The sequence below is a fragment of the Acaryochloris sp. IP29b_bin.137 genome (assembly GCF_028285745.1).
In the GTDB taxonomy this organism is placed as follows: Bacteria; Cyanobacteriota; Cyanobacteriia; order Thermosynechococcales; family Thermosynechococcaceae; genus Acaryochloris.
Window position 1 is genome coordinate 1 of record NZ_JANQOP010000191.1, and the last position, 2,965, is coordinate 2,965.

At 49.1% G+C, this 2,965-nt stretch carries 4 protein-coding genes and 1 pseudogene; all 5 read right to left on the reverse strand.

Annotated features, from left to right (window positions below; translation table 11 throughout):
* Positions 1–279, reverse strand: a pseudogene (locus Q0991_RS13920) (helix-turn-helix transcriptional regulator); the annotation flags it as partial.
* A gap of 45 nt (positions 280–324) precedes the next feature.
* Complete coding sequence (locus tag Q0991_RS13925; RefSeq protein ID WP_299489344.1) at positions 325–999, reverse strand: hypothetical protein; 675 nt, start codon at positions 997–999, stop codon at positions 325–327.
* 164 nt (positions 1,000–1,163) lie between these two features.
* Positions 1,164–1,388, reverse strand: a complete 225-nt coding sequence (locus Q0991_RS13930) for a hypothetical protein (RefSeq protein WP_299489345.1) — start codon at positions 1,386–1,388, stop codon at positions 1,164–1,166.
* Positions 1,389–1,416: 28 nt separating this feature from the next.
* The gene (locus Q0991_RS13935) at positions 1,417–2,403 is read right to left on the reverse strand and encodes an alpha/beta fold hydrolase (RefSeq protein WP_299489346.1); all 987 of its coding nucleotides are present in this window, start codon (positions 2,401–2,403) and stop codon (positions 1,417–1,419) included.
* 31 nt (positions 2,404–2,434) lie between these two features.
* Positions 2,435–2,866, reverse strand: coding sequence for a hypothetical protein (locus Q0991_RS13940; RefSeq protein ID WP_299489347.1), 432 nt, complete (start codon positions 2,864–2,866; stop codon positions 2,435–2,437).
* Between the last annotated feature and the right edge of the window lie 99 nt (positions 2,867–2,965).

Genomic DNA, 2,965 nt, shown 5'->3' on the forward strand with positions numbered 1-2,965 from the left:
GGCGGTGATCAGGTAGGCCCAGAAAAATGCAGAATCATTGTCACCCTGATCTAGTGAAACCCAAGTAACAAGCTGATCCGGGACAGCCGCCACCCACTCCGCCAACAGCGTTGTTTTGCCGAAACCAGCAGGGGCCGAAACGAGCGTCAGCTTGTGCTCCTTATGAATCCGTTCAAGCAGCCTTGGACGTGAGACCAGGCCAGGACGCCATTTGGGGCAGTAAAGCTTGGTCTTCAGTAGGGGGATTTCTGCGATCTCTTGTCCTGGCACATCAACCATAGAGGCATTATAGAGGGCAGCGCTTTTATCTTTGGAGCGATTTTGCTAGGTTAGCAGTTGCACTAGGGCAAAGCTGTGGGCCAGCAGCATTGGGAACTGAAACACCAGTGATGTATCTGGCTTTGAGCGATAAAGGCGCAGGGGCGAGGGAACAGAAAAGAACATCGACAGCCCAGGGCCAAAGAATAAGGTAAGACCGACAAGGTGCCAAATGATCAAAAAGCTTTGTCCTGGAGATACCTGTAAGCTAACGGCCACAGCACTTACCGCAAACAGAAAATCGGGAACCGATCCTAAGAGCAAAAAGTGAAATGGCAACTGACCTTGTAAATATTTAAGAATCGTCCCAATCGCCAGTAAACGCAGAATATGAAACAACACCAACTGATGAACAGGAACCTGGGATGCTGCTGCCAGAAGTCCTTCTCTACCCACATCCAACGCTCCGAACAGAATGACGGTGAACGTTAGCATAAGACCCAAGCCAATCAGATTTGAAAACCAGCGCGTATATCTCAGATAGATGCCCCGTTTTCCCAGAGAGATGGCCAACACCATCCAACCCAGCATCCCGAGAATCCACATTACAACAATTACCAAATACCCAGCGGTGTTCTCACCGAAGTTGAGCAACCAATAGGAAAGCCATGCTAGTTCCACTAGACCTAACAAGACAATGAGAGAGCGGAACTGCTCATAGATTTTTCGGACACTCATCATACAAAGTCTCCTCTCTGTCAGATGGACGTTCTTACAGAATTTGAGCTTCAGAATTCTGGTTGATAGGACTGTCAGTGCTAAGAGCAAACAGTTTCTTTGCGATCGCCAGCTAAATACAGGACCATATCCTCCCATCGATCAGAATCCACAGGCAAGATGAAGTATCAATGCTTCTGAGCTGATAACAAGGGAGTATTGGTCGATCGCATAGATTCAGAGTCTTGCTCTAGTTGTTCGATTCGCAGTGTCAGCAAGTCGATTTGATCTTGTAGCCCCTTTATGCGATCGAAGGTATATTGTGTGCTGTCGTAGTTCAAAGCAGCATCGAGGAGTAACAGCCAGTTCCAGACTCGCGCCCAGAGTGATGTTGCTGAGTTGTTCGTTGTCATGGTGATACCTCCTATCAAATTTGTCTGGTTACTTCATAAAATTCAGTAGCGCAGGGACAAGATGTTCGTAGACATCTTCCTGCAAATAGTGACTGGCATTGGGTAATCGCAAGATCTCTGCATCTGGGAAACTGCGCTTCCAATACGTCTCAATGAACTCTGGTCTGAATACTAGATCTTGCATGGCCCATCCCAGGAAAACTGGCTTCTCCTTTAATGTCTGCAAGTTCGCTTCAACCCTCTCCAGGAATGGGTTTAGAGGAGCATCAGTGGTGGCAGGGATCTCTCTAGGAAAAACGAGCACCCCGGTTCGAGAGGCCCAGGTAAGGTGGGGAGCTAGATATGCCTGACGTACCGTGGCCGTTAGACGTTCTTGGTGAAGCACACCCCCACCGAATAACAGTTTCCGAACGAAGACATGGAGTCCTTTAACCAAAAACTCACCGATGATCGGTGTTCGGAAGAGCTTCAGAGGCAGTGGGGGATGGTAAGTGCCAACAATTTTGTGAGCAAAGGTGTTGAGGATAAATAAACGCGCTATTCGCTCAGGATGGCGTCCTGCCCAAGCTAACCCAATAGGGCCACCCCAATCCTGGGGCACAAAGGTCACCTCATGTAAATCCAGAGATTCTAGCAGGGCCTCAAAGCGCTGAGCATGATTGGGAATCCGATACAATTCAGGGTTGTTGGGCTTATCGGAGCGGCCAAAACCTAGATGATCAGGAACCACGACCCGATAGCCAGCTTCCAATAATGGCGGAATGAAGTTGCGGTACAAATATCCCCAAGTAGGATTACCATGGACCAACACGACAGCAGGAGCATCTTGTGGTCCTTCGTCGATATAGTGCATCCAGCCATCTAAACTCCTGAACCAGCAGGGTTCATGGGGCCAAGTGCCATCGAAAGTCCAATCAATACCATCTCTAAGGCTGGCAGGTTCCCGAGGAATTGACTCGCCAGAGTGCGATGTAGGTTGCCGTTGAGCAATGCCTTGAGCAGTCGAGGTAGCCATAAGAAACTCCTTATTCATTGAACTTGGTTTATCAAACTGAAGCGGCTTGGTCTTTGAGGGAGTTCGAAGAGCGTCTCCATTCTTTGATTATCCGGGCAAAAATCATCCCATGGGTCACCAGAAGAATGGGTACCCAAAAGGTGGGGATGTACCAGGTTGTGCCTAAATCCGGGACTGCCTCGGCTTGACGCAGCGCATTCAACAGATCCATCGTGCCAACGATGTTAAACAGCCAGACTAACGCTAATGCCAAACCCCAACGGGCACGTAGGGCAACGAGAGACAACAGCGCGAGTACGCCACTGACAAAATCTCCATAGGCCACGGAGGTGGCAAAAAAGCTGGGTAAGGGTTGAACCACTAATCCGGGGACGAGGAAGGCTAAGCCAACATGACGCAGGGCATGGGGAAAGATCAGTGGCATTAACCCTTGGTGAAGGGGTTGCTTTTCCAGCCAGGACAACACATATAGCAATCAAAGATTGGGTTAGGACACTTTTCTGAAGGCATGATCCACCGCATCCCAAAAATTTTCGAACTGATGACCTGTTTTGCGTAAGCA